The organism is Mariprofundus ferrinatatus, from assembly GCF_002795825.1.
In the GTDB taxonomy this organism is placed as follows: domain Bacteria; phylum Pseudomonadota; class Zetaproteobacteria; order Mariprofundales; family Mariprofundaceae; genus Mariprofundus; species Mariprofundus ferrinatatus.
This window is the reverse complement of the sequence record NZ_CP018800.1, coordinates 1,993,131-2,015,554: the sequence shown is the minus strand read 5'-3', so window position 1 is coordinate 2,015,554 and position 22,424 is coordinate 1,993,131. Positions and strand designations below refer to the sequence as shown.

22 protein-coding genes and 1 riboswitch are annotated in these 22,424 nt (G+C 57.0%); all 22 genes read right to left on the bottom strand.

Annotated features, from left to right (window positions below; translation table 11 throughout):
* Positions 1 to 3: 3 nt before the first annotated feature.
* The 22 genes from cobA to Ga0123462_RS09770 all read right to left on the bottom strand — a co-directional run bounded on the left by cobA (position 4) and on the right by Ga0123462_RS09770 (position 22,414).
* Positions 4 to 750, bottom strand: coding sequence for a uroporphyrinogen-III C-methyltransferase (cobA, locus tag Ga0123462_RS09875; protein WP_100266140.1), 747 nt, complete (start codon positions 748 to 750; stop codon positions 4 to 6).
* Entirely contained in the window at positions 740 to 1,324 is a 585-nt protein-coding gene (locus Ga0123462_RS09870) for a sirohydrochlorin chelatase (protein ID WP_100266139.1), read from the bottom strand. The genes cobA and Ga0123462_RS09870 overlap by 11 nt, the downstream gene beginning before the upstream one ends.
* Positions 1,321 to 1,857: a cob(I)yrinic acid a,c-diamide adenosyltransferase gene (cobO, locus tag Ga0123462_RS09865; protein ID WP_100266138.1), complete on the bottom strand. Its 537-nt coding sequence runs from the start codon at positions 1,855 to 1,857 to the stop codon at positions 1,321 to 1,323. The genes Ga0123462_RS09870 and cobO overlap by 4 nt, the downstream gene beginning before the upstream one ends.
* Positions 1,854 to 2,591, bottom strand: coding sequence for an ABC transporter ATP-binding protein (locus Ga0123462_RS09860; protein ID WP_100266137.1), 738 nt, complete (start codon positions 2,589 to 2,591; stop codon positions 1,854 to 1,856). Before Ga0123462_RS09860 ends, cobO begins: the two co-directional genes overlap by 4 nt.
* On the bottom strand, positions 2,592 to 3,521 hold the full coding sequence (locus Ga0123462_RS09855) for a FecCD family ABC transporter permease (RefSeq protein ID WP_100266136.1): 930 nt from the start codon (positions 3,519 to 3,521) through the stop codon (positions 2,592 to 2,594).
* A complete protein-coding gene (gene cobS, locus Ga0123462_RS09850; RefSeq protein ID WP_198507336.1) occupies positions 3,522 to 4,316 on the bottom strand; it encodes an adenosylcobinamide-GDP ribazoletransferase in 795 nt (264 codons plus the stop codon).
* Entirely contained in the window at positions 4,244 to 4,855 is a 612-nt protein-coding gene (locus Ga0123462_RS09845) for a histidine phosphatase family protein (RefSeq protein ID WP_100266134.1), read from the bottom strand. The genes cobS and Ga0123462_RS09845 overlap by 73 nt, the downstream gene beginning before the upstream one ends.
* Positions 4,848 to 5,855, bottom strand: a complete 1,008-nt coding sequence (cobT, locus tag Ga0123462_RS09840) for a nicotinate-nucleotide--dimethylbenzimidazole phosphoribosyltransferase (protein ID WP_100266133.1) — start codon at positions 5,853 to 5,855, stop codon at positions 4,848 to 4,850. The genes Ga0123462_RS09845 and cobT overlap by 8 nt, the downstream gene beginning before the upstream one ends.
* 34 nt (positions 5,856 to 5,889) lie before the next feature.
* Positions 5,890 to 6,414, bottom strand: coding sequence for a bifunctional adenosylcobinamide kinase/adenosylcobinamide-phosphate guanylyltransferase (cobU, locus tag Ga0123462_RS09835; protein WP_100266132.1), 525 nt, complete (start codon positions 6,412 to 6,414; stop codon positions 5,890 to 5,892).
* A 2-nt stretch (positions 6,415 to 6,416) separates the two neighbouring features.
* Positions 6,417 to 7,844, bottom strand: coding sequence for a cobyric acid synthase (locus Ga0123462_RS09830; protein ID WP_100266131.1), 1,428 nt, complete (start codon positions 7,842 to 7,844; stop codon positions 6,417 to 6,419).
* Positions 7,841 to 8,644, bottom strand: coding sequence for a cobalamin-binding protein (locus Ga0123462_RS09825; RefSeq protein ID WP_100266130.1), 804 nt, complete (start codon positions 8,642 to 8,644; stop codon positions 7,841 to 7,843). Before Ga0123462_RS09825 ends, Ga0123462_RS09830 begins: the two co-directional genes overlap by 4 nt.
* Positions 8,641 to 9,018, bottom strand: a complete 378-nt coding sequence (locus tag Ga0123462_RS09820; RefSeq protein ID WP_157821330.1) for a TonB family protein — start codon at positions 9,016 to 9,018, stop codon at positions 8,641 to 8,643. The genes Ga0123462_RS09825 and Ga0123462_RS09820 overlap by 4 nt, the downstream gene beginning before the upstream one ends.
* A gap of 242 nt (positions 9,019 to 9,260) precedes the next feature.
* Positions 9,261 to 11,111, bottom strand: a complete 1,851-nt coding sequence (locus tag Ga0123462_RS09815) for a TonB-dependent receptor domain-containing protein (protein WP_198507334.1) — start codon at positions 11,109 to 11,111, stop codon at positions 9,261 to 9,263.
* 146 nt (positions 11,112 to 11,257) lie between these two features.
* Positions 11,258 to 11,497: riboswitch (cobalamin riboswitch) on the bottom strand.
* Between the two features lie 89 nt (positions 11,498 to 11,586).
* Positions 11,587 to 13,497: a tetratricopeptide repeat protein gene (locus tag Ga0123462_RS09810; protein ID WP_100266127.1), complete on the bottom strand. Its 1,911-nt coding sequence runs from the start codon at positions 13,495 to 13,497 to the stop codon at positions 11,587 to 11,589.
* A 43-nt stretch (positions 13,498 to 13,540) separates the two neighbouring features.
* The gene (gene ubiD, locus Ga0123462_RS09805; protein ID WP_100266126.1) at positions 13,541 to 15,001 is read right to left on the bottom strand and encodes a 4-hydroxy-3-polyprenylbenzoate decarboxylase; all 1,461 of its coding nucleotides are present in this window, start codon (positions 14,999 to 15,001) and stop codon (positions 13,541 to 13,543) included.
* A complete protein-coding gene (locus Ga0123462_RS09800) occupies positions 14,998 to 15,330 on the bottom strand; it encodes an STAS domain-containing protein (protein WP_100266125.1) in 333 nt (110 codons plus the stop codon). Before Ga0123462_RS09800 ends, ubiD begins: the two co-directional genes overlap by 4 nt.
* Positions 15,314 to 15,847, bottom strand: coding sequence for an ATP-binding protein (locus tag Ga0123462_RS09795; protein WP_232726442.1), 534 nt, complete (start codon positions 15,845 to 15,847; stop codon positions 15,314 to 15,316). Before Ga0123462_RS09795 ends, Ga0123462_RS09800 begins: the two co-directional genes overlap by 17 nt.
* Positions 15,848 to 15,856: 9 nt before the next feature.
* Positions 15,857 to 16,783, bottom strand: coding sequence for a tetratricopeptide repeat protein (locus Ga0123462_RS09790; RefSeq protein ID WP_100266123.1), 927 nt, complete (start codon positions 16,781 to 16,783; stop codon positions 15,857 to 15,859).
* Positions 16,783 to 17,781: an MlaD family protein gene (locus tag Ga0123462_RS09785; protein WP_100266122.1), complete on the bottom strand. Its 999-nt coding sequence runs from the start codon at positions 17,779 to 17,781 to the stop codon at positions 16,783 to 16,785. Before Ga0123462_RS09785 ends, Ga0123462_RS09790 begins: the two co-directional genes overlap by 1 nt.
* Positions 17,778 to 18,455, bottom strand: coding sequence for a P-loop NTPase family protein (locus tag Ga0123462_RS09780; protein ID WP_100266121.1), 678 nt, complete (start codon positions 18,453 to 18,455; stop codon positions 17,778 to 17,780). Before Ga0123462_RS09780 ends, Ga0123462_RS09785 begins: the two co-directional genes overlap by 4 nt.
* Positions 18,452 to 19,273: an MlaE family ABC transporter permease gene (locus Ga0123462_RS09775; protein ID WP_100266120.1), complete on the bottom strand. Its 822-nt coding sequence runs from the start codon at positions 19,271 to 19,273 to the stop codon at positions 18,452 to 18,454. The genes Ga0123462_RS09780 and Ga0123462_RS09775 overlap by 4 nt, the downstream gene beginning before the upstream one ends.
* Before the next feature lie 57 nt (positions 19,274 to 19,330).
* Entirely contained in the window at positions 19,331 to 22,414 is a 3,084-nt protein-coding gene (locus Ga0123462_RS09770; protein WP_100266119.1) for an AsmA-like C-terminal domain-containing protein, read from the bottom strand.
* Between the last annotated feature and the right edge of the window lie 10 nt (positions 22,415 to 22,424).

Sequence of the window (22,424 nt, the reverse complement as noted above, 5' to 3'; positions counted from 1 at the left end):
CGTTCAATCCTTCCAGTTTATTCTTTTGGCCACTACATCACCGACGATCAGGATCGAGGGGGAGCGAGCAGATATGCGGCCTGTGAATGCCTCATGCAGTGTCGCAATTGTCGTATTCTCCTCATTCAGTGTGGCAGCGTGAATGATGGCAAGCGGAGTCTGTTCTGCAAGACCTGCTTCCAGAAGCCTTGCCGCGATCTGTGACAGGTTTCTGGCACCCATGTAGAAAACCAGAACCGGAAATGCCTCGACGAGTGCCCGCCAGTCCATACGGCTCTTTTCACTGGCTTCATGGCCGGTGAGAAAGGCGAGTGTGGCATTCACCGAACGGTCGGTGACGGGGATGCCAGCCATGGCGGGGGCGGCAATACCTGCCGTGATGCCGGGAATGATTCGAAATCTGATGCCTGCCGCTGCCAGTGCGCGCACCTCTTCGCCACCGCGCCCGAACACAAACGGATCTCCCCCTTTCAGGCGTACTACTCGATTCCCGTTTTTCGCCAGATCGATCAATGTTTTGCAGATATCATCCTGACTGGCAGATGGCCTGCCGCCACGCTTCCCGGCTTCAACCAGTTCGACTCCGACCGGTGCCATGTCGAGCACCTCTTCGGATACCAGCGCATCGTAAACGATGGTATCGCAATCGCCGATCAATTTAGCTGCCGCAAGCGTGAGCAGGGATGCGCAACCGGGCCCTGCACCGACAAGGGCCACTTCGCCGTTGGCCAGTGGTGAATCAAGCTTCATGGCTAAAGCAGTCGGCGACCAGTTCGGCAAAGCCGTTTAGTTCACACAGAACGGGAGCAAGCCCGGCATCGGGGATAGGGGAGTCGTTGATCATGCGGCGAACCCTAGCAAGAGAGCGTCCCGGAAACAGCAGCAGTGGCTGCACGGTTACCCTGCTTGTATGCATTTGCTGAAGAACAGCGCTCAGTGATGGCTCGTCATGCAGAAAGGCAATGCTGCCTTTTGTTTCGAATGCGTTGAACAGATTTTCAAAGCCATTACGCTGGTAGAGCAGGAAGATGCTGTTTTTTACCGGGTTGTTATCGATAAGTTTGGCAATGGCCGCAGTTCGGGCTCCCAGTGCTGGCAACAGTCTGCAGTTCGCAGCGGCCGCAAGTTGTGGCGCATCCTTCGTGACATGAATGCCAGCGCCGAGAAAGAGGGGGAGGACCTCTGCCCCGTCAGGAAGTTTCTTGTCGGATAAATAGCTGGCGGAGACCTCATCGTTAAGCAGTCCTGATACTTCTGCAGCCAGTTCTGTTACTTTTGATGCATGCATCGCATCGGATGAACCGTGTGCAAGCAGGACCCTCAAAATTCAATGCCCTGCGTGGCCTGGATACCGGACTGGTAGGCGTGCTTGGTCATTTTCATCTCGGTAACGGTATCGGCAACCTCGATCAGTTCTGGTGCGGCATTGCGGCCGGTGAGGATCAGGTGCATCCACTTCGGTCTCTCATCGCGGATGAAGTCGGCGATCTCCTTGCCGGTGATCCAGCCGTAACCAGTACAGTAGTTGATCTCGTCAAAAATGAGCAGATCAAACTCCTCACTCCGTACCTTCTCCTTGCACAGCTCCCATATTTCGCGGCTGGTTTTAATATCCTGTTCGGGATTGTTGGTGTCCCAGGTGAAGCCGTCACCGAGCGCATGCCATTCGATATTGTCGAACTGCTTTGCGGCCCTCTCTTCGCCGGTTTTCCATTTGCCCTTGATAAACTGAATTACACACACCTTCATGCCCCAGCCGGCGGCACGGAAAGCCACACCGAAAGCGGATGAACTTTTCCCTTTTCCCTCACCGGTATGTACCAGCACGATGCCTTGTCGCTTATCACGTGATTTCATAAAGACCCCTCTCCGTAGTCAGGGACAAGTACAGTTCCCTTATGGATGACCGGAGCATCGAAAAGTTTACTTAGCCGGGCAGTTGCGAACAGCTCTGCGGCCTCACCATATTCCGCACCACCCTTGCCATCAATGAGTATGAGGTGGTCCGCTACAGCCATCGCCTGCTGGATGTCGTGCAGCACGGTGATGATTGCGCGTCCGGCTTTCGCCTCCCGCTTCATCATATGGATACTGTGAATCTGGTGCTTGAGGTCGAGGTGCGCAGTCGGTTCATCAAGCAACCAGATCGGTGCATCGCGTAACATCAGTGCCGCAAGTTCAGTGCGCTGGCGTTCGCCGCTGGAGAGTTCGCCAAGCGGTCGCTGCAGTAGCGGAGCGATATCCACATCTGCAGCGATCGATTCAATTCGTGCATGCTTCTCGTTGGCAGCAAGTTCAAGCCGCTGCTGGACAGTCAGGCCGAACTCGGTAGGTGGAAGATCGCCCTGCCAGGCAATGGTACGAGTCACTGTGGTGCGGTCGTAATCGGCAAGCGGTTTGCCAAGCAGTTCAAGTGAACCTGAGACAGGAATCAGTCCGGCAAGCGCGAGCAGCAGGCTCGATTTTCCGGCTCCATTGGGGCCGAGTACCACCACGACCTGGCCTGCCCGGAACTCACAATCAAGGCCTTTGAGCAGCGTATGGCCGCCGCGTTCTACCGCAACATCCACAAGTTTGATCAGGGGGTTCACTTAGGTTCGCCTCAAAAGAAGAAAGAGGAATACAGGAACACCGATGATGGCTGTGAGGATGCCGACCGGAAGTTCGGCAGGTACAATCACTGTTCTGGCAGCCGAATCCGCCAGTACCAGTAACAGGCCTCCGCCGATGGCGGAAGCGGGCAGCACTGCACGATGCAGGGAGCCGAATAGCAATCGCATCAGATGGGGGATCACCAGGCCGACAAAACCGATGGTGCCGGCGGCGGTGACCGCAAGTGCGGTGACTGCCGAGGCGAGCCAGAGCAGCCTGCTGCGCAAGCTTTTTACATCAACACCAAGTGCTTCAGCGTGGCGCTCACCGAGCAGCAGTTTATCGAGCGCATCGGAGAGAAAAAGTCCTGCCGCCAGTGCCGCTGCCCATGTCAGCAACAGCAGCGGCACTGGCAGGTCGGAGTGGGAGAGGTCTCCCATCATCCAGGAGAAGGCACGGAACAGTCCCTGTTCGGGAAGCAGGGCAAGCAGCAGCGCCAGCAGAGCCGACCAGAATGCGGCTAGCACAACGCCAGCCAGCAGCATGCGATTGGGCCCCAGGTGAGCGAAGAACATCACGGCAACAATGCCGAGCCACGCACCGGCAAATGCACCGAGGCTCATGATCCATGCCGATTCGGGCATAAACATCAGTCCGGTTACCGCACCGGCTGAGGCTGAGCCAGCCACACCCAGCACATAAGGCTCGGCCAGCGGGTTGCCGAGCAGCACCTGGAACCATGCGCCGGCCAGTGCCAGCAGTCCGCCGACTGCGAATGCGGTCAAGAGACGCGGAAACCGCAGCTCCCAGAGGATTGTGCTCTCCAGTGGTGAATGGGTACTGAACGGATTGAGCCACTGCTCGCCAGTTGCCAGCCCCAGCAGAAGGCAGGCTGCGACTGACAGTGTAAGAGCAGACCAGCGCAGCATCTAAAGGAGGCCGGCAGCGAGCAGCATCAGGCACTCGCTATACTCGATGCCTGCACCGAGACAATCACCGTTCATGCCACCGAGTCGCCAGGTGAGAAAGCTGCGCCAGAGCAGCAGTACGGCAATACATGCAAGGGCAAAGAGCAGCGACATGCTCAACCAGGTGGCGAGAAAGAGAACTACTCCCCAGCCCCAGAGGGTGCTTTCCGGAAGATCCCACTTAAAACGTTCACCACTTCCCGGTGCTATTGCATCAAGCGTCTGTGACCAGAAGATCGCCCCAAACCGTGCCCAGGCAGGAATAAGCAGCAGCGGCCATAGATGGTTTGCCGATGCTTCGAAGAGGGTGGCCATAGTCACGAGTTTGGTGATAAGAATAGAAGCAATAGCAACTACACCGAAGCTGCCGGTATGGGGATCCTTCATCACCGCAAGCAGGCGCTCGGGATCGCGATGCGCCGCCCCGAGTGCATCTGCAAGGTCGGATGCACCATCGAGATGCAGTCCGCCGGTGATGATGATCCAGACGAGCAGTGCCACCAGTGACGCCAGCCATGCATTTGAGACAGCTGCAGTCGCCAGAACAAGTAGCAGACCAAGGGTAAGGCCGACAAGCGGGAACCAGATGGCGGAGCTTGAGAGTTCCTCATCTCTGAAGCCGGACAGAGAGGGCATCGGAATGCGGGTCAGGAAACCGAAGGCGAGAATCAGACCGCGCGGCATCAGGTGGAGGGCTCGCGATTGAGGAATAGCAGGCGTGGTTGTTCCCCATGCAGCAGCGATACCCTGCTCCATGCCCCGTAGGGGAGTGCAAGGCGCCAGATATGTGAGAGAGGAATGCCCAGCAGGTGTGATAACAGTACGCGCATCACCGCACCGTGGCTGACCAGCAGGCGATGCTCTCCTGAGGCGCCGACAAGCCAATGGTCCCACTCATCGGTAATGCGTGCAGCGAAACTGTTGAATGATTCTCCACCCGGAATTTCAACGCCATCCGGGTTCTCCATGAAGCGGGTCAGCAGATCCTGTTCACCGATCTCGTGCGCCTGCTTCCCCTCCCAGTGGCCAAAATCGATTTCGCGCATATCCGAAAGGATGGTTAATGGAATTGCTGCCCTGGAACTGAACTGTTCCGCAAAACGGGCACAGCGCGGCAGCGGAGACGTCGCAACAGAAACAAGGGAGCCCTCCTTGTGCAGGGCATTTGCCACCGCATTCATCTGAAGCCAACCGGTTTCGGTTAATGGCACGTCGGTATTGCAGCCACGTGCAACCGATACCGGCCCTTCAACTTCACCGTGGCGAAGCAGATCGATGATGACCGGCTCAGCCATCTTTATCCGTCACGCCGGCACTCTCAAAGGTGGCCATTCCGTTGTGCAGGGCGATCGCCGACTGCAGCAGCGGCACGATCAGCGCAGCTCCCGAGCCTTCTCCAAGACGCATTTCAAAATCAATAAGGGCTGATAGCCCCAGCTCGGCCAGTGCCAGCGTGTGGCCATTCTCATGTGAGGTATGGCTGGCAAGCATCCAGTCGCTAGCGGCCGGATCGATGATACGTGCTGCCAGTGCTGCCGCAGATGCAATAAAACCGTCGATCACCACCGGCACCCCGCTCTCCGCCGCCTGCAGGTAGAAGCCTGCCATTGCAGCGATCTCAAGCCCTCCGAGGTGCTGCAGCAACTCACTTTTCGGGCGGCCGGCAACGCGCGCCAGTGCACCTTTTACCACATCGATCTTGTGCCGGCGGGCGGCATGTTCGATGCCGGTGCCGAAACCGACCACCATTTCAGGCGATGCACCCGTGCAGCTGCAGATGATGCAGGCGGATGCAGTGGTGTTGCCGATGCCCATGTCACCGGCGATCAGCAGGTTGGAGCCTGCCGCAATTGCCCTCATTGCAACACTCCTGCCGATCGAAATGGCGGCTTCACATTCGGCCGGAGTCATCGCTGCCTCTCGCAGCAGGTTGGCGGTACCTTTGCGTACTTTTTGGTGCTCGATCCCCTCTATGTTGCTGAGGTCGGGGATGACGCCCACATCGACAACCGAAAGGGAGGCACCACACTGGCGCGCCAGTACGTTGATGGCTGCGCCACCACGGGCGAAGTTCTTGACCATCTCCCCGGTGACCACGCTCGGATAGGCCGAAACCCCCTCCTCGACGACGCCATGGTCAGCTGCGAATACGGCGATGTGGGCCTTAAGGGGATCGGGGGTGACCTTACCCTGTCTGGCGGCAAACCAGCAGGCGACATCCTCAAGTCGACCGAGTGCGCCGCGCGGTTTGGTCAGGCTGTCCTGATGAGTCCGGGCCTCTTTTTCGATCTCCATATGTAACGGTGCACTGGTCAAGTGATCTCTCCTCTTAATTGTTGCGCTCTTTCAGGCAGAGCGGGATACCTGCGGCGACAAATTCGACACGGTCGGCGGTGGCGGCAAGGCGCTGGTTCAATCTTCCCTGCGCATCGCGGAAGGCGCGTCCCTCCTCGTTCTCCGGCACCAGCCCCATGCCCACCTCGTTGGCAACAAGGATCACCTCGCCCTTGAGTTGCGGCAAAAGTTCGCAGAGCGCCTCCGCCTCCTCCTCGATAGTGCGGCCGGCAAAGATCAGATTGTTGAGCCAGAGGGTGAGGCAGTCGATCAGCATCACGCTCTCTGCCCCATCCTCTGCCTGCAGCACACGCGTCAGTTCCAGGGTCTCCTCGATAACGCGCCAGTGGAGTCCGCGCTCCTCCCTGTGTTGCTCGATTCGCGCCAGCCACTCGTGATCGTGGTCGATCATCGGGGCGGTGGCGATATAGATCGGGTGCTCGCTCATCGATGTGGCGAGCGCCTCGGCGCGGCTGCTCTTGCCGCTGCGCGCGCCGCCGAGAATCAGTGTGATCGGCATAACTACCTCCCGAGCAGCGGAGCCAGCAGCTCCGGTGCGATGTTCGTTTCAAGGGTATCGGCCAGCATATCGAGCGATGCCATCACTCGTGCGGCGTGATCATCGCCAGCCTCAACGGTTACACCCATTTCGGCAAGCCAGGCGGCGCGGAACGGGCCGCTGTCGAACAGCCCGTGCAGGTAGCTGCCCCACACCTGGCCGTCGTCGGAGCGGTGCGAGAAGGGGAAGATCGCCGCATCCGGGTGATCGTCGCCGTAGTGGATCTCGTAGCCGTGAACCGGCACCGGCTGCGGCCAGCGGGCAACCGCATCGACCCTTTTCAGCGTCTTCTCCGGCTGCATCGTCGTGGTCATGTTAAGCCAGCCGAGCCCCGCCACCGATCCGGCGGACTCCATGCCCGCTTCGTCGATAATCTCGCGTCCCAGCATCTGCATGCCGCCACAGATACCGAGAACTTTGCCGCCATAACGAAGGTGCTTTTGCAGTGCCTGAACGAAGCCCTGCTCTTGCAGCCATGCCAGATCGGCTGCCACATGTTTGGAGCCGGGCAGGATAATCAGGTCGGCAGGCTGCAGCTCGTCTGTGCGGTTAACGAAACGTAACGATACGCCCGGCTCGGCGGCCAGCGGATCGAAATCGTCGATGTTGCTCATGCGCGGCAGGGCGATGACGGCGATATTCAGTTTGCCGGGAGTGGCCTCTCCTCTGTTGCCGAGGCGGTAGGGGGCATCCTCCTCGGGAAGTTCCAGCGGTAGCCAGGGGATCACGCCGGCAACCGGTTTTCCGCTTTTCTCCTCCAGCCATGTCACTCCGTCATCAAGCAGGGCGAGATAGCCTCTGAAACGGTTGATCAGCAGCGCGGTAACACGTGTTTGTTCGCTCTCTGAAAGGATGTTCAATGTTCCGGTCAGTGATGCGAAAACGCCGCCGCAGTCGATGTCGCCGACCAGCCAGACCGGGATGTCGGCCGCCTCGGCAAAACCCATGTTGGCAATATCGCCATCTCGCAGGTTCGGCTCGGCAGGTGACCCTGCTCCTTCGACCAGCACGACATCATATTGGTCACATAAAAGCTCGAATGATTCCAAAACGGTGTTCAGCCACTGCTCGCGCTCCTCGCGAAAACGGGCTGATTCAAGCTTGCCGACTACCTTGCCGCGCACGACCAGCTGTGAGGTGCAGTCGGCCTCAGGCTTGAGCAGCACCGGATTCATATGCACGGTCGGCTCAATGCTGCAGGCAAATGCCTGCAGCGCCTGCGCCCGCCCGATCTCGCCGCCGTCGACGGTCACGGCAGCATTGTTGCTCATGTTCTGTGGCTTGAACGGAGCGACGCGCACGCCATTGCGAGCCAGCAGCCTACATAGTCCCGCCACCAGCACCGACTTGCCGACGCCGGAGGCGGTTCCCTGAATCATCAGTGCCTTCATGGACGCTTCTCCCCGGCAAGAGCCTTTTGCAGGAACTCCAGCCCATCAAGAAGGCGTGGACCCGGGCGGTGCAACAGGTCGGGGTCAATGGCGACAAAACGTACATTTCCTTTGCCCAGCCAGCCCTCCCAGAACTGCCTGCGATCAGCAAGGTTCCGTTTCTCCAGTGGTATGACAATGACGGAAGGCCTGGCTCGGATCACCGACTCGACATTCACATGCGGTGTTTCAACATCAATATCGACAAAGATATTCCGGCCTCCTGCCTGATGGATCAGATCGGAGATAAAGCTGGGGCCACCGGCAGTGAGCATCGGGTCGTGCCACACCTCGTAAAAGACCGAGGCGTCAGAGCGCGGTATCGCACGCACTGTTTCAAGGCGTGCCCGCAGTTTTCCAACAAGGCTTTCAGCCTCGGATGAGCGGCCACTGAGTTTGCCGATCTTCAGTATATCCTCGAACATGGTCTCGAAACTGTCCGGATTGGAAACCATGACTGTAATCCCCATGCGCTCAAGTATCTCTACGCCGCCGACACTGCGGCTCATTACCACGGCAAGATCAGGTTGCAGGCGCAGGGCAGCCTCGACATTGATACGCTCGTAACTGCCGATGCGTGGCAGGTCCTTGGCTTCGGAAGGGTAGTCACAGTAGGAAACGGCACCGACAATCTGATCTCCGGCACCAACGTCATAGAGCATTTCGCAGGCGTGCGGAGTGAGCGCAAGGATGCGTGCAGCAGAAGCCGTTGCAGGCATAAGGGCTGCGGCAAACAGCAGAGAAAGAAGCAGACGTTTCATTGCAGTCGGAACTCTACCGGCAGGCTGTAAAGGCCGTTGGCCAGCGGCAGCTTGCCGACGGCCTGAATGCCGCGCATAGCAGCACGGTCGAGTAGTTCGTAACCGGAGGAGTGGAAGAGGTCGAGTTTTGCCAGCTTCTGCTCACGTACGTTGAGGTGAAAAGTGGCTTTGCCCTGCCAGCCCTTGCGGCGGGCCTGACGGGGGTAACTGATTTGCGTCAGAATCATCTGCTCTACATCGGCAGGCATGGCGCCGGGGTTGGTCGAGGCAGGCCTGTAAGCAACACTTGCCTGCTCTTGCGGCAGCTCGCTGTCAGATGGGGACGCTTCAGCAGTATTGTTTTGGGCAGAGGCTTGTTTTTTAACTGTTTTCACCACCGAACCCTCCGGGCTTTGCCGAACTTCAGCTTTAACCGGCGGGGTGGCTTGTGCTACTTGTGTGACAGGTGCAGCTGGCTGTTCTGCATCTTTTTTGACCAGTTCAATCTGTAGTGGGGCACCTGCATCGGTATGTAATTGCAGTGTGTTGTTGTGCGGCCAGAGCTGAAAGGCAAGCAAATGCAGGCCAGCGGCAGCTACGAAAGCAGCTGCCAGCCGGCCTGGTTTATGCCAGTTGATCAGAAGGTGGCTCCGGCGCCTGCATACCAGACGCGCCCAGGTACACCATAACCGGCGGCCTCTTCATACTTTTTGCCTTCGACGTTATCGACTCGGGCAGTCAGTTCCCATGTCTCATTGACATGGTAGCGGGCCCGCAGATCTGTTTTGTGATAGCCGGCCATGTAGGAGAAGTTGTTGGGGCTTGAGAAGCGAGGTCCTACGATAGCGAGGCTTCCTTCGAGATTAAGGTCCCCGATATCAACACCAATCAAGATATTGCCGCTTTCTTTGGGACGACGTGCCAGCCAGGTGCCGTTAGCACTGTCTTTTGCCAGCAGGTAGCTCCAGTTGGCAGCAACATAGGCCCCGGCAAAGTCGATGCGCCCCGATAGTTCGAGGCCACGGTTACGTGCCTTGTTCACATTCGATGGAATCCATGTCCATGAACCGGGTGTAATCGGAGCCCAGGCGATCAGATCCCTGAATCGTTGGTCAAACCATGTTGCCGAGAATGCGTAGCCGAGTGTTTCGCCGCTCTGTTCGTACGCAATACCTGCATCCCACCCTTTGCTGCTTTCGGGCTTCAGGTTGGGGTTGCCCAGCGCAGGCCAGTAGAGGTCGTTGACCGAAGGGGCTTTAAACGCAGTGCCGTAATTGGCGCTGATCTTAAGGCCTACCAGTGGACGCAGGGCGCTGCCGATATGCCAGGTTCCCTTGTCGGAAAAGTCGCTGTTGCGGTCATAACGTCCTGAGGCGGTCAGATCGATGATTTCACCATGCCAGGATAGGGCAGCGAATCCAGCGCTCTGGCGCAGAACACGATTGATCGGAGCCAGCGGATTCTCGACGCGATCAGAGTGGTGATCGAAGCCGAAGAGCAGCGAGAAGTTGTCCAGATCGACATGGTTCTGCCAGTTTAGCTGTGATATTTTAGTATGGATATCTGAGTTGTTGGCCGCATTGGCGGGATCGGTACCGGTGACATCGTCGGCCGAGTGCGACAGTTGCAGGCTGCTCTCCCAATTCTCCAGCAGAGGGTAACTGCCCTTGATACTGTAAACTGACTGCCGTGAATGGGAGTTCCAGTTCAGGATGTCGGCCAGTACCCAGCCGCCGTCTAGACTATTGCGGCCTTCGCTCTGTCGCACGGTAACCTCAAGGGTCCCCTCACCAACAGCCATTTCGACATGGCCTGAAAACTGGCTCTGTCTGAACGGGTCTTTCTCGGTACCGTTGGCTGCTACCGAGACACCTGTAGTACGCTGACCGGCAGCGGTCAATGCGTAGCTGATACCGTTCTCTGTACTGCCGGAGAGTTGCATGCTGCCACGAGATGAGTTCATGCCTCCTCCCTCGCCGTTGATGCGAACCTTAGGCGCACCTGCACCTGTTTTGGTGAAAATCTGGATCACACCGCTCACAGCATCAGCACCGTAGAGCGAGGACTGTGGGCCGCGTACGATCTCGATGCGCTCGATATCCTCGGGGGACATCAGCGACCAGTCGAATGCGCCGGTCGATGCGGCACCGACGCGTACACCATCCACAAGCACGAGGGTGTGGCCACCATTACCGCCGCGCATGAAGAGGGATGTGGCTTTGCCAGGCCCGCCTGTTGAGGCGACATGGATACCTACCTTTCGCTTGAGCAGCTCGACCACCGAGGGCGCTTGCGCTTTTTTGATCTCATCTTCCTCAATGATGGTGACATCGGACGAAACACGAGCCGGATCCTCGGCAATTCGCCCTGCCGTGACGATTACGGCAGGCAGCTCTTCGGCAGCCTGAACAGGTGTTGCCGACAGCGTAGCAGCTGCCGCCATGATGAGTGTTGTGATTGATGTTCGTTTTTTGAAGGGTTGTCCCAATGTTTTCTTCCTTTCGCGCCCGCCGCGCATATTTATAGTTTTGGCGGTTGTGAGTGTCGAAAGAAGGCGGGTGCGGATCAGAGGGGCAGTTATGGCGCCATCAGCTCCGGCATAAACCTCCCTCCGAGGACTCAAACCGATGACACATATGTGCCGTGCTTTAGGCCGGTCTCCTGGCTTGCCGTCATCCGCGGCTGCTCTCCTTCCCGGTCTCCCAGTGGATTCGATGCAGCGTTGTCAGGCCTACAGTAGCGGGGGCTGCGCCGGAATTGGTCGATAGCAATTCACACTCGGCATGAGTCTGTGTTGCTGTTGAATCCGCACCGGACTTCCCGTTTCACCCGTGGTCGAACGACCGTTTGGGCACCTGAAGCCCGGTAAGGCTAGAAAGCCAGCGGCTGTTTATCAAGGAGAGCGTGTGTCGGCACCATGCGCATACGCTGCGGAAGCGGAGGAATATATGTAAACAAAACCTTCAGGGTGTGGTGTAGATATCGAGATGCCTTGCCAAATCGAATGGCTCTTCAAACAGCAGGCTTGCTCTCAAGTCTGTGTCAATGGCGTGGCTGGCCAGAATAAAGCCACTCTGCTCCTTACCGAGCAGGGCGAGATTCTGGCGGGAGATTTCCAGCCCCTGAGAAGCAGCCCTGTTGAACCATTTGCGTGCCTGGTCCTGATCTTCGGTAACGCCACGTCCCAGCGCATACATATAAGCAAGTGCATTCTGCGACTGTGCATGCCCAGCTTCGGCTGCCTTGCTGTACCAGCTGACAGCAAGTTTGTCATTCTGCTCAACCCCCTCGCCTTTGCGATAGAGGTTGGCAAGGTTGAATTGTGCCGGTGCATAATCCTGTTCGGCGGCTTTTCTGTACCACGCTACGACATGCTCGACGTTGTAACTGACACCCTGGCCACGCTGGTACATGGAGGCAACCAGGTTGCCGGCCTGGGCATCGCCATTTTTGGCTGCAATGAGGAAATACCTGAAAGCTTTGGCGAAGTCGGCGCTGTTGTAGTGGAGGAGCGCGAGATTGAAAATGGCATCCGGTTCATTTTGGGCGGCAGCTTTTTCATACCACTGTGACGCCTCTACTTCATTAAAGGAGAGGCCGCGCCCAAGATGGTGGAGGAGCGCCAGCACCAGATATGCCTTATGATCGCCGCTTTTTTCTGCCTTATGGAACCATGCGGCTGCCTTTTCACTGTCTTGTACAACATGGATGCCGCGCAGAGACATGATGCCGAGGTTGTATTGCGCTTTGCCGTCTTCCTCGGCTGCCTTCCGGAATAGTGAGAGTGCCTGTTCCAGGTTTTTATCGACGCCTCTGCCAAGCGCGTACATGGCGGCAAGATTGTTTTGCGCCTTGGTGACGCCAGCATCGGCAGCTTTTTGCAGCCAAGTGACGGCCACGTTGTCATCATGGGAGAATCCAGGGGTTTCGCCATAGAGAATCCCCAGCGATGAACTTGCTTTTGCATCACCCGCTTCAGCAGCCTTGGTCAGCCACTGAATCGCCTGATGCCTGTCTGTCGCGATACCGTTTCCGGTGGCAGCCATTGTTCCATATGCCGAAGCCGCTTCCAGGTGTCCCTGCATGGCGGCAGCCAGATACCACTTGGCAGCCTCTTCAGGCTGACGACCATGATCTAAAGAGGCGAGAAAAGAGCCGAGATGGTATTGCGCCTCGCTGTTGCCCCGAGCAGCGCTCTGGCGTAACCACATCTCTGCTGATTTAAGGTCGGCATCGATGCCTTCGCCCCTGCTGAAGGTCATGGCAAGCACAAACTGCGCCTTGGCATCACCCTGCTCAGCCTTTGCCTTCACCCGCTTGAGTAAATTCTGAAGATAGGGTTCGGCTTCTTTGTTGTTGGAACGGGTGGCCTGCAGGGCCCAGTGAAGCGCCTTGCTCTCATCCTGAGAGACACCACGACCCTCAGCGAAGTGGACTGCCAGGCGAAGCTGTGCGCCTGCCTGCCCCTGTTCTGCTGCTTGCCTGAGCCAGAAAACTGCGGTTGCCGGATCAGCCTGATCCATACCGCGACCGCTGTCGAAAAGTTTGGCCAGTTCAAATTGCGATTCTGCATGTTTCTGGGCTGCCGAAAGCTTCAGCCAGCGGACCGCCTGAGAATCATCTCGATCGACCCCCTTGCCATCGCGGTAGAGCATGGCAAAGCGGTACTGCGCCTCAGCATCCCCAAGCTTGGCTGCCTGAAGGAACCAGCCGGCAGCCTCATCATATTCACCCTGCTGGTAAGCGGTATTACCGCGGGCAAGCTTGTCAGCACCAGGATCGCTGTAGTCACTCTCCATCAGGATCGGGAAAACGAGCAGGCCCGCTAAACCGATAGCAATGGCAAACAGGGGGATCTTCAGTTTCTCGATCATGCGCAGGCTCCCTCCCACGGAATGGACATGATTATTGCTATCATTACAGCCCCAGCTCGTCCCAGATATCGTCGATGCGCGTCTTCACCGCATCGTCCATGGTGATCGGGCGACCCCATTCGCGGTCGGTTTCACCCGGCCATTTGTTGGTGGCATCAATGCCGACCTTGGAGCCGAGGCCGGCAACCGGGGAGGCGAAATCGAGATAGTCGATCGGCGTATGCTCAGCCATGGTAAAGTCACGAACCGGATCGCAACGGGTGGAGATGGCCCAGATTACCTCATGCCAGTCGCGGCAGTCGATATCCTCATCCACAACGATGATAAACTTGGTGTACATGAACTGGCGCAAATAGGACCAGATGCCGAACATCACGCGCTTGGCATGCCCGGCGTACCCTTTGCGGATCGAGGTAATGGCGACGCGATAGGAGCAGCCCTCCATCGGCAGGTAGAAATCAACGATCTCGGGAAACTGTTTTTTCAGGATCGGCACGAATACTTCGTTAAAGGCGAGCCCCAGCACGGCCGGTTCATCCGGCGGTTTGCCGGTGTGGGTGGAGTGATAGATGGCACTCCTTCGCATGCTCATCGTTTCGACGGTGAACACAGGGAACATCTCGGTTTCGTTGTAGTAACCGGTATGGTCTCCGAATGGCCCCTCTTCGGCGTACTCGTCCAGCGAGACATAACCTTCGAGTACAATTTCGCTGGAGGCCGGCACCTGCAGGTCGATATCCAGGCAGTCAGTCAGCACGCTCTTGCTGCCACGCAACAGGCCTGCGAACTGGTACTCGGAAAGGGAGTCGGGGATGGGTGTGACGGCGGCAAGTATCGTGGCCGGATCCGCCCCGATAACTACCGCGCAGGGAAAGCGTGTGGCTCCTGATTTCTGCGCTTCGAGATGGTCCTGAGCGCCGCCGCGATGCTTGAGCCAGCGCATGATCAGCTTGTTTTTTCCGATCTTCTGCTGTCTGTAGATGCCGAGATTCTGCCGCTCTTTGTTCGGCCCCTTGGTGACCACCAGCCCCCACGTCAGCAGCGGTGCCGCATCCTCAGGCCAGCAGGTCTGGATCGGCAGGCGGTCAAGATCAACCTCGTCTCCACGCAGCACTATCTCCTGCCAGGCAGCTGTTTTTACCTTTTTCGGCTGCATGTGCATCACTTTTTTCAATACGGGAAACTTTTCCCAGGCATCTTTGAACCCTTTAGGCGGCTCGGGCTCCTTGAGGTAGGCGAGCAGTTCGCCTATTTCGCGCAACTCCTCAGCTGACTCGCGACCCATGCCGAGTGCGATACGCTCGGCTGTGCCGAAAAGGTTGGTCAGCACAGGCATCTCTGAATCTTTTACATTTTCAAAAAGCAGGGCAGGGCCACCTGCACGCAGTACACGATCCGATATCTCGGTAATCTCAAGCTTGCTGCTGATCTCGTGCTGAATGCGTTTGAGCAGCCCGCGCTTCTCTAGCTCGGCGGTGAATGCGCGAAGGTCGGAAAAGCTCATGTCTGGCTGGTATCTTCGATGTCAAAAACGGTATCGAGCTTGGCCAGTGAGAAAATATCGCGTACATTCTCTTTCAGGCCGGAGAGGATGAACTTTCCGCCGGTCAGGCGGGACCACTGCAGACCCTCCACGAGGGTGGCGATACCCGATGAGTCCATGAAGTCGACATGATCAAGCTGCACATGGATACGCTGGGTCTTGGTGGTGTAGAGAGGCTTGAGTTGCTCACGAAGGCGGGTTGAGGTGTGTATGGTGACATCACCGAAAACCCGGAGCTGAATGTTATTGGCACTCAGGTCGCTGCGTTCAAATTTAAGATTCGTGTCCATCTTTCTCTCCATTACAGACATTAAAAATAAGCTGCCAGCGGTTGCCATCTTCGAGCTCATGGTGTTCACAGTTATCACTTACCGAATGAATCAGCCTGAGACCCAGTCCGCCCGGACAGAGGTGTTCAACATCCAGCGGCTGATTGGCAATCTTCTCGATGTCTCCTCGCCAGCAAACCTTAGCATAGTCGCGAAAATCAAATATGAGAAATCGAGTTTCGCCCCTCTCTTCGAGACAGGCATCAACCTCAATCCTGCCTGGTTTGCCGCCATAGGCATGTGCGGCAATATTGGCAAACAGTTCATCCACACCAACCGCGACTCTGTTGCTGCGCAACTCATCCATGCCGGCTCTTGCAGTCATGACGCTTACGATGGAGCGCAGCACCTCGACACAGTCGCTGTTGCTGTCCAGCTGCAGACTTATTCTGCAGCTCTTTCCGCGCTGGTATTTGCCGGGCATGGCTCTCTCAGGATTGCCTATGTTGTCACCTCGCTGGTTCACTGTAACTGCCACTTTTCCAGTCTACTTCCCAAGCTTGTCTTTGATGCTTTGCAAACGCAACCGCAGCAAGCTGGCCGCTTCATCATTGCCTTCAGCCTCGGCAAGCAGGAGCAGCTGTTCGATAGCTCTCTTTTCCCCATTTGGATCATTCAGGGCTGAATAGATATCCAGTGCACGCTCCAGCCGGTTATGTTTTTCTGAGACGTCGTGTGACAACTCCCCCTGCAGCAGAAGAGCATGCGCGGTTAGCCTGGGCGCTCCGACCTTGCGGCACAATAAGAGGGCCTGCTCAGACTCCTGCCATGCAGTTGGATTATCTTCCGCATCACGGGCAAGCAGTGCAAGCCCCATGTGGGCGCCGGCCTTGAGCTGCAGGCTGCTTGCATTTGATGATTTCAGCTGGGTCACCAGCACGTATGCGCTGCGCGCACGCGCCGGATCGCCAAGCCGCTGGGCTATGCGTCCGGCCTGAAGGTGAAGGTCGGCTGGCCAGCTCAGATGAGAAAAGAGGCTTTGCGGCAGTTGCTGTATAGCGAAGGTCTCAGGGATTCTTCCCGAACGCTGTTGCATCAGTCGCAAAGCGAGCAGGGCCCGCAGCCGCATGGGTTCATCATGGTCGTTCGCGGACAGTTCGATGGCTCTGCTGTAAGCCTCTTCGGCCCTGGCAAGGTTGTTTGCCCCGCTTAGAGCCGTGCCCAGATTGTACCACGAGCGTCTGATAAGAGGGGAATCGTCTGCCAGCTGTGAGGCCGCAAGTGCCCGGGAGAAGGAGCGCTCGGCTGCATCCCAGCGCTCTTTCTGCATGGCTGCCAGGCCATTACCGGTGTGTGTTTCTGCCTGTATGGTATAGGGGTTAACAACTTCAGGCGGCTTTTTGGGACCGGATGCACCACAGGAGAGCAGCAGCAGGGATAGTATCGCGATGATCAGCGGCTGTTTGTATCCCATCACGGTTTCATCTCCAGCACCGGGGGCGCAACCGTTTCATCTTCCGGCTTCACGGTTGTTCCTCCGCCGACAAGCCATGAACCACGCATCGATTTTAAAATATCCTGCATTTCGGCAATGGCCTGTCGTGATTCCCGGGCCAGTCCGGGAAGCTCAGGTGTCAGCTCAGAGAGGTCGGATGTGACAATATCAAGTGATTTGGAGAGCCTGTTGACATGGTCGATCAGGCTATTGATCCGCTTCAGGCTTTCAGGCCCCTCTCTGCCAACCTGTGCGGCCAGCGGACGCAGATTTGTCAGGATTGAGGCACTCGCTTCAAGGGCGGTTGAAAGCTGTTTGGCAACCTGCTGCTGCTCCAAATCCTGAGTCAGTGACTTCAGATTCTCCAGCGCATCGGCAAGGTTGGTGATCAGCTTGCCGACATTCTCGCGGTTCAGGTCCTGGCTGACCAAATTCAGTCGCGCAGTAACAAGCCTGATATCACTTTCAGGATTGTTCAGCCAGGCGGCGAGTGCCGCCATCTCACTTAGCAGCCTGTTGGCGTTTTCGACAGCCGGCTTGATGTCCTGCAGCAGTTGTTCGACCGTTGCTGCGGTTCGGTACTCGATCGTCTGACCATCCTGCACCGGGGGTTTGCCGGCATCGCCACCGCTGATCTCAAGGGTCTGCTCACCGATCAGCCCTTCACGGGTCAGCTGAACGTAAGTGCCTTCGTGAATAATCGGGCGGTAACGCTCGAGGACACGAAGCCTGATAAGCACGCGCCCATCTTCCTGCAGCTCCATGTCGTCGATTCTTCCAACAGTAAAACCCTGATATTTAAGCGGCTGGTCAACATAGAATGAGGAGGCGGATGTCGGTGAAAACAGGAGATTGAATTTGTTGGCAAACAGGTCGGTGCGCAGGCTGAAGGCAAGCAGAAGAAAGAGAATCGCACCGATACCGAGGATGACGAACCATCCTACCTGGCGATGAATATTGGCTACAAATTGGCTCACCTGTTCTCCTTATCAGAGTCAAGACTTCGGGAATCCGCTTCAATCGTCAATGTGCGCGCATAGCTCAACCCGGAACCTTCATCGGCACTGGATGTCAGATAGAGCAGTCCCGAGCCAAGTTCAGCAAGTGTCTGCGTGCTCAGCTCCCTGAATCGCTGAAGGTGATCCGGCGGCATTCCGATATGGACCTCCTGGGCAACGATGATTGCCGGTTTTGCAAGCATGCAGCGGGCCAGACTCATCAACGCGTGCGTATAGGTTGTTCGCTCGCCAGCCTTCTCATCCAGAGCAGATGCGATGCCGAGCCTTTCTGCCACTTCGGCCGCCTCATCCGTCGCCTGATCAAGGCGATGTTTGTCGCCGTGGTAGAGAAACGGCAATAGCAGGTTCTCCCGGAGCGTTAAGTTGGCAATCAGTCCCCGCTGGCGGATCATGCTGCCGATACGTGAACTGAACTCCGCGGTCCCCGCATAATATTTTTCGCCGTTACTCTCCAGCCACATCTCGCTACTGCTGTTTCGACTCTCCTCTGAAAGCAGAAAGAGTTGCTGCATGAATGCGTACTGACAGGGGTAATTCATCACCATGCGGACGTATTCACCATGGGATACCTGACCTTCTGGAATCACAATATTTCCCAGCTGCAGTCTGTTCCAGTGCAGAAGGTCGCTCATGCAAGCTCCACGATCAGGGCGATCAGGGCATCACTCATCACCACAAGCATCAGGGACCCAAGCACGCCCTGTGTGGCATAGACCGGGATAAGGTTGGGTTCGCGTCCTACTTTGCAACCCATATTCAGCAGCATCACGGCACTGAGCATGGGGTAGAGGGTGGCCTTGCCGAGAAGCATGACGATCTCTTCCATGGTCGTTCCCCGGCGCACCTCGATCAGAAAATCGATAAAGTTGATCTCATAACCCAGCGATACCATCAATCCGCCCAGCCAGATCGATACAAACACGAAGATGAAGGTCAGGATGAGACCGCATAGTGTGAAGGCCATAAGGCGGGGCCAGAGAAGGTACTCGGTCTTGTTGATTCCCATGCTGCCGAGCGTCAGGTCTTCACCGCGCACATGCATGGTGCCCAGCTCAGTCACCACGGCAACACCCGAGCGGGAGAGCAACAGGATGGTGACAATCAGCGGTGCAATCTCCTGCACCAGCAGTGTGGATATCAGCTGCCCAATCATGGACATGTCCTGAATACTCTTGGCCAGATCCACAATATTATACACGGAGAGGGCACCGACACCGAGTGCGACAAGAACAACCCAGGGAACACCCTGTACGCCCGTAAAATAGATTTGCCGGAACACGACATTGCTGACGGCAGGCTTGGAAACCCACTGCATTCTGAGGCCGACTGCCAGTATGTCAGTGGTGAGCCGGTAGGCGCGCCGAAAATCAGCAAAGATGCGGATCACGGCTCCCCCCAGTTGATCAGCATGACGATTGATTCGCCCTGTTATCTGGCCTTTAGCATCCATGCTTGCTTTATAGGGAGATTGTCAGGAAAGACAAGTGAGAAGGTTCACAATAGCCGGTCATTGTTGTGCCGTGGCTGGCTCCTCTGATCCGGTTTTGCTCTTCCCGCTGCTGAACCAGAGCGAAGGAAGGGTCAGGAGCCCTTCGATAAGTCCTGCAGAAGCAAGCCCGGCCTGTTCAGGATTCACCTGTTCTACCTTGGCATTGGTGAATGGGCCATGCATACGGTACACCTTGCGGAAAAGGCTGTGAGAGCTGCCGCCCAGGATATCCCTCAGTAGCGGGATTTTTGCCAGCAGCGCATCAAGGTTTTGCAGCGGTTGCAGCACCAGATAGAGGTCGACCGAGGTCGATTCAAGGTTCATCTCCCCATGGCCGGCCAGATCGAAGGCTGTCGAGCGCATGGCCACATTGCGGACATGAATATTCTGATTCTGCATGATCGCCTCCATCTGCAGCCGTTCATACATGATGCCCGGGCCGGTCAGGTCTTCACGCTGGCCCAGCAGCAGCATCGGAAGCTTGGATAGGTTGGTGGCTGCCAGCAGTGTCGTCAGCGATCCTCCTTCGAGAATACGTCCCTTATCGGCGCGCAGGCGAAGCCGCCCATCCAGGCCCTGCCACCACGGCTGTTCACGCAGGATAATCCCACTGCCGGAGAAGAGCAGGTGGACATCGCCACCCATAAAACGTTCTGAAAGCCTGCCTCGCCTGAGAAGATGGGCGAAATCGCCATGCAGTTCTGCAAAGCCCTGCCAGCGCATGCCCCCATCCTTTTCCGGTTTCAGGGTTCCAGACATGGCCAGTCTCTGCTTTTCAATGCTGGCAGACAGATGCCTCAGATCTACAAGTCCGCCGCCCGGCAGTGAGAAACGGCTGTCGATATCGGTGATATCGAGCTGGGTTGTGTGAACCTGTTTGGCACTGAATAGCCCCACACTGCCTTTTGCAGAAGCCAGTTTGATGAAGACGCCCTGCATGCGTGAATCGTCCCAGTCAAATTTCCTGAGATTGGCAGAGAGCAGCCAGGGTTTGTCGACCATCTGCTCATTGTAATCAAGCGAAGGCGGCAGTGCGTTGCGGTTAAGGTAGTCTGCATCGACACTCAGCTGCCAGGGAGCGTCGCCAAATGGCATATGGATTTTCAGCGAACCGCTGAAAGAGGGGGTATGCAGGTCATTCAGACTGAGTTTAAGGCGCTCACGGTTAATGCTGGCACTGCTGCCTCGGATCAACAGCCCTGTTCCCTGACTGGTAAGGCTTGTCAGGTTGATGGTTGGTGTGTTCGCCTGCAGATCAAGTTCGCCACTGCAGTGGATCGAGTAAGGCTCGCCGGTTTTCTTGTCTGAGCCGAGCAGCTGCTTCCAGCTTGCCTCCTTCAGGTCCGCACTGCCTCTCCATTTGCCGTCATACTTCAGGTTGCTGTAGATCAATCCTCCTGCCTGCGCCAGCGGCAGCTGGAAATGGGCGGCAAGCATGGCGAAATCACTCTTCGAACTCATCTCAAGCTCAGTAATATTCCAGCGCTCCTCTTTACCGATAGAGGTGGCAAGCGAAAGGGTCCCCTCAATGTGCTGATTGCGGAAATGCATGCCTGCAATAGAGAGGCCGCTCTCCTGATCCCAGTTTGCTTTGCCTGCGGAAAGGGCGATTTTTGTGCCGTTGATTAAGACGTTCCAGTCGCTGACAGGCTGCAGCTCGGCAGTCGCCTCGCGCGGTTCAGGTTCACTGGGGTCCCAGACCAGCTGGAAGGCGCTCTCTGCCTTGGCGCCGTTCCACTGCCAGCCGGAAATTTCGGCAGGGCCGAACCAGCCCAGCAGAGCGCTGACATCCACATGTGACCTGCCTGAGATATGCAGTTCCAGCGTCTGCCAGGGTATATAGAGCTCGCCTGCAGAGCGACCAAGCCCCTTCGGAAGCTCCGCATCGGCTATCACAGCGTTCAGTCCATTCTGATTCAGGTCGACCTGGGCAGTGGTGTCACTCAGGAAATCTTCGGAGATACCGAGGGCGATATCGGTCTCTTCCACCTGTGCGGAGACCTGATACAGCATTGCCTGCCAGTTCTCAGCACTCGGCAGTGATTTAAACGGCTCTTCCCATGCCAGTGATAGCTTTGCATTTGCCTGAGTTGCCAGGCCTGACTTCATGGATGCCAGCCAGTGATGCCAGGTCTCATCACCAAGCGGCCTCAGCCACGACCAGACCACCGGCATGGACAGCCGTTCAGAGGTTGCCTGCATGGTCAGGAGGCCTGCACTCCAGCTGCCCTTGGCCTCGATGCTGCTTTCAGCAAGTGCCCAGGAGACCTTTTCCAGGCTGATATGCTCTACGGCAAAAGCTGTGTCTTGCCGGGCCTTCAGCTTAAGGCGCAGTTCGGCGCTGTTGAGCGCAACGGAATAGATGGTATCAGGCAGCAGGATAAGAGGTTGATCGGATGCGGCCGATGCGTTGAGCTCCCATCCTCTTCTGCCGGTTCGGGAGAGATTCAGCGATGCCGCACTGCTGCCGTTAAAATATCCCTGCAGAGGTGCCGGCAGCCACTGCAGGTTATCGCACTGCACTTTTATCTCCTGCGGCAGCAGGTCTTCGCTCAGCGAAGCGGAGATGGTGAAATCGGATGTTGCTACCTGCAGCAATTTCTCTTCGCCATCATACATGAGTTGAAGATGGGAAAGGGATCCGTGCCAGTCGTCATTATAGCGCCAGTTGGTCTGCACATCGTCGAGTACCAGTTGCATTCTGGGTAATTCGGCCCCGTCGGAGTCGCTGTGGGCTATATCCAGAACACCGCCGGAAAGACGGATACGGTCGGGAAGAAGGTTGCCGCTGAGGAGGCTTGCGAGCGGGATGCGTACGGCAATGCCGCCTTCGTGGAAGGCGACAGCATCATCGCTACTGGTGAAGTCGAGATGGTCGGATTTCAGCCAGAGAAAGTCATACCAGCTCCAGCTCAGCTTCCCCAGCTTTATCTCCTTAAGCTGAAGTTTCTTTTTTAACTGGCTTTCGATGCCGGGCCGTATGGTGTCCAGGCTTGGCGATTGCCAGTAGAGCCAGCCGCCAAGCAGAGAGAGACCCAGCAGCAGCAGAAGCGATACGCGCCAGCATGAAGCCAGCGCGCGTCTTGAGAAACTGCCCTTCATGGCAGAGTAT